Consider the following 3,721-nt stretch of genomic DNA (forward strand, 5'->3'; position numbering starts at 1 on the left):
CGAACGCGAGCTTGAAAAGGTCATGAAAGACTTCGTGGCCCAGCGCTACAACCTGCTGCTGTGCTCCACCATCATCGAAACCGGCATCGACGTGCCCACTGCCAACACCATTGTCATGGCTAGAGCCGACAAGTTCGGCCTGGCGCAGTTGCACCAGTTGCGTGGGCGTGTCGGCCGCAGCCACCACCAGGCCTATGCCTACCTGATGGTGCCCGACATTGAAGGGCTGACCAAACAGGCCAGTCAGCGGCTCGAAGCCATCCAGCAGATGGAAGAGTTGGGCTCAGGCTTTTACCTGGCCATGCACGATCTGGAAATTCGCGGCACCGGCGAGGTGCTCGGTGAAAACCAGAGTGGCAACATGATGGAAATCGGCTTCCAGCTCTACAACGAGATGCTCAACGAAGCCGTGTCTTCCCTGAAGGCCGGACGCGAGCCCGATCTGCTGTCCCCCCTGAACGTCAGCACCGAGATCAACCTGCACGCCCCGGCCCTGCTGCCCAGCGACTACTGCGGCGATGTGCATTTGCGCCTGAGCTTCTACAAGAAGCTGGCCACCGCCAAAACCACTGATCAGATCGACGCCCTGCTCGAAGAAATCGTGGACCGCTTCGGCAAACTGCCGGCGCAGGCGCAAACCCTGATCGATGTGCACCGCTTGCGGGTAATCGCCAAACCTTACGGTGTGGTCAAGGTCGATGCTGCGCCCACGCTGATCAACATCACCTTCAAGAAGGACCCACCCATCGACGCGATAGCCATCATGCATTTGATCCAGAAGAACAAACACATCAAGCTGGCTGGCAACGACAAGCTGCGCATAGAGCGCGAACTCAAGGAACCCAAGGACCGCGCGCAGATGGTGCGTGATGTCTTGCGTTCACTCGGACAACCCACCACGGAGACTGCCCCCGCATGACACCTGCTGAAATCTCTCCCGGCCTCGTTATCAACATGTCCACGCCCGACCTGAAGCTCAACGACTTCAAGCTGATCGCCTTCGACATGGACTCGACCCTGATCAACATCGAATGTGTCGATGAAATCGCCGATGCCGCCGGGCGCAAGGCGGAGGTCGCCGCCATTACCGAGGCGGCCATGCGCGGCGAGATCACCGACTACAAGGACAGCCTGCGCCGGCGCGTGGCCCTGCTCCAGGGCGTCAGTGTCGAGAGCATGGACGGCGTTTACCACGAGCGCCTCAAGCTCAACCCCGGTGCCGCCGAACTGGTGCACGCCTGCAAGGCGGCCGGCATGAAGGTGCTGCTGGTCAGCGGCGGCTTCACCTTTTTCACCGACCGCGTCCAGCGCGAGCTCGGCATCGACTACACGCGCTCGAATGTGCTGGAAGTCGAGGACGGCCTGCTCACCGGTCGTTTGGTGGATCAGCCCTGGGGCGACATCTGCGACGGTGAGGAGAAGAAAAAAATGCTGCTGGAGACCTGCGCCATGCTGGGCATCACACCCGCACAGGCCATTGCCATGGGGGACGGCGCCAACGACCTGCCGATGATGGGTGTGGCCGGCCTGTCGGTGGCCTACCACGCCAAACCAGCGGTACGCGCGCAGGCCATGGTGGCCATCAATGAGGGCGGGCTGGACCGGCTGCTGGAGGTCGTGTCCTGATGTTTTTGCTCAAGCGGTTTGAAAAACTGCTGCACGCCTACCCGGACGCCGAGCCGGCATTACCGCCCAAGGGTTTCATCGCCTTCATCTGGGCTGCCTCCCATGGTGCGCGTGGCTACATCCTGCTGCTGTCTGCCCTGTCGGCGACCATCGCGATTTTCGACGCGCTGCTGTTCGCCATGCTGGGGCGCATTGTCGACTGGCTGGCGGTCACGCCACCGGCGAACTTCTGGCACGAGCGCGGGTCCGTTCTGGTACTGCTGCTGGTCATCGTGGTCGCCAGCGTGGGGGTGGTGGCGCTGCAGACCATCGTCAAGCACCAGACCCTGGCGATCAACTTCCCGATGCGGCTGCGCTGGAACTTTCACCGGCTGATGCTGGGCCAGAGCCTGTCCTTCTACCAGGACGAATTTGCCGGGCGCCTGACCACCAAAGTCATGCAGACCGCGCTGGCCGTGCGCGACACGCTGTTTGTGATGGCCGACGTGCTGGTGACCATGGGCGCCTATGTGGTGACCATGACCTTGCTCGCGGGCTCCTTCGACATGAAGCTGGTGTTTCCCTTTCTGCTCTGGCTGGTGCTGTACATCCTGTCGCTGGCCTACTTTGTGCCGCGCCTGGGCCACATCGGCAAGCAGCAGGCCGATGCACGTTCGTTGATGACCGGCCGCATCACCGACGCCTACACCAACATCGCCACCGTCAAGCTGTTCTCGCACACCCAGCGCGAAGCCGGTTTTGCGCGCGCCGCGATGCTGGACTTCATGAAAACCGGGCACCGCCAGATGCGCCTGGTGAGCCTGTTCGAAATTGTCAACCACACGCTCAGCATGGGCCTGATCATCGGCATGGCCGGCACCTCGCTGTGGTTGTGGTCCCAGGGCGCTGTTGGCGCCGGAGCGGTGGCGGCAGCTACCGCGATGGCGTTGCGCCTGCAGGGCATGTCGCACTGGATCATGTGGGAAACCACCAGCCTGTTTGAGAGTGTGGGCACGGTGCAGGACGGCATCAACACGCTGTCGCGCGCGCGCACCATCGTCGATGCGCCGGATGCCCGCGCGCTCGACGTGCCGCGCGGCGAGATTCGTTTCGAGCAGGTGGACTTCAACTACAGCGCCAGCGGCCCGCGCGTCATCAATGGCTTGACACTGACGGTGCGACCCGGTGAAAAAATCGGCCTGATCGGCCGTTCCGGCGCCGGCAAGTCAACACTGGTCAACCTGCTGCTGCGTTTTCATGACCTCAGCGGTGGTCGCATTTTGATTGACGGGCAGAACATTGCAATGGCGACACAGGACAGCCTGCGCAGCCACATCGGCATGGTCACGCAGGACACCTCCCTCCTGCACCGCTCGGTGCGCGACAACATCGCCTACAGCCGTCCTGGCGCCAGCGATGCCGACGTGCGCCAGGCCGCTGAACGCGCCGAAGCCGACGCCTTCATCGCCCACCTGAGCGACCCACACGGCCGCACCGGCTACGACGCACACGTGGGCGAACGCGGCGTCAAACTGTCGGGCGGGCAGCGCCAGCGCATCGCGATTGCGCGCGTGATGCTCAAGGACGCGCCCATCCTGCTGCTTGACGAAGCCACCAGCGCGCTCGACTCCGAGGTGGAGGTCGCGATCCAGGGCAGCCTGGACACATTGATGCAAGGCAAGACAGTGATTGCGATTGCGCACCGACTGTCAACCATCGCCGCGATGGACCGCCTGATCGTGCTCGACCAGGGCCGCATTGTTGAAGAAGGCGACCACCGCAGCCTGCTGGCCAACGGCGGCCTGTACGCGCGGCTGTGGGCGCACCAGAGCGGCGGCTTTCTGAGTGATAACCTCAAGGCAGAAGAGGAATACGCAGCATGAGCTTTGGAAAAACCACGCCTCTCCTGCGGATTTTTGACGAACACAGGGCACGAGAGTTTTACCTCGACTTTCTGGGCTTCAAGGTGGACTGGGCGCACCGCTTCGAGCCCGGTCTGCCGCTGTACCTGCAAGTGTCCAAAGGGGGCTGTGTGCTGCACCTGTCAGAGCACCACGGGGACTGCAGTCCCGGTGCGGCCCTGCGTATTGAAACCGACGAGCTGGAGGCCTTTCAC

At 62.6% G+C, this 3,721-nt stretch carries 4 protein-coding genes; all 4 read left to right on the top strand.

All coding sequences use genetic code 11. The features are described from left to right. Nucleotides 1-919: TRCF domain-containing protein (locus ACH2CW_RS07620; RefSeq protein ID WP_395056726.1), on the top strand; the 919-nt coding region annotated here is incomplete at its 5' end. Beyond that, entirely contained in the window at nt 916-1,626 is a 711-nt protein-coding gene (gene serB / locus ACH2CW_RS07625) for a phosphoserine phosphatase SerB (RefSeq protein WP_395056728.1), read from the top strand. The genes ACH2CW_RS07620 and serB, both read left to right, overlap by 4 nt. Then, the gene (locus tag ACH2CW_RS07630) at nt 1,626-3,488 is read left to right on the top strand and encodes an ABC transporter ATP-binding protein (RefSeq protein WP_395056730.1); all 1,863 of its coding nucleotides are present in this window, start codon (nt 1,626-1,628) and stop codon (nt 3,486-3,488) included. The genes serB and ACH2CW_RS07630 overlap by 1 nt, the downstream gene beginning before the upstream one ends. Beyond that, nucleotides 3,485-3,721: glyoxalase superfamily protein (locus tag ACH2CW_RS07635; protein WP_395056732.1), on the top strand; the 237-nt coding region annotated here is incomplete at its 3' end. The genes ACH2CW_RS07630 and ACH2CW_RS07635, both read left to right, overlap by 4 nt.

Origin of the sequence: Polaromonas sp. (genome assembly GCF_043778355.1) — a bacterium.
In the GTDB taxonomy this organism is placed as follows: Bacteria; Pseudomonadota; Gammaproteobacteria; order Burkholderiales; family Burkholderiaceae_C; genus Polaromonas.

What these genes read in the sequence shown, in the direction of transcription:
- serB (WP_395056728.1), top strand. Translation starts at nt 916, where the DNA reads ATGACACCTGCTGAAATCTCTCCCGGCCTCGTTATCAACATGTCCACG.
- ACH2CW_RS07630 (WP_395056730.1), top strand. Translation starts at nt 1,626, where the DNA reads ATGTTTTTGCTCAAGCGGTTTGAAAAACTGCTGCACGCCTACCCGGAC.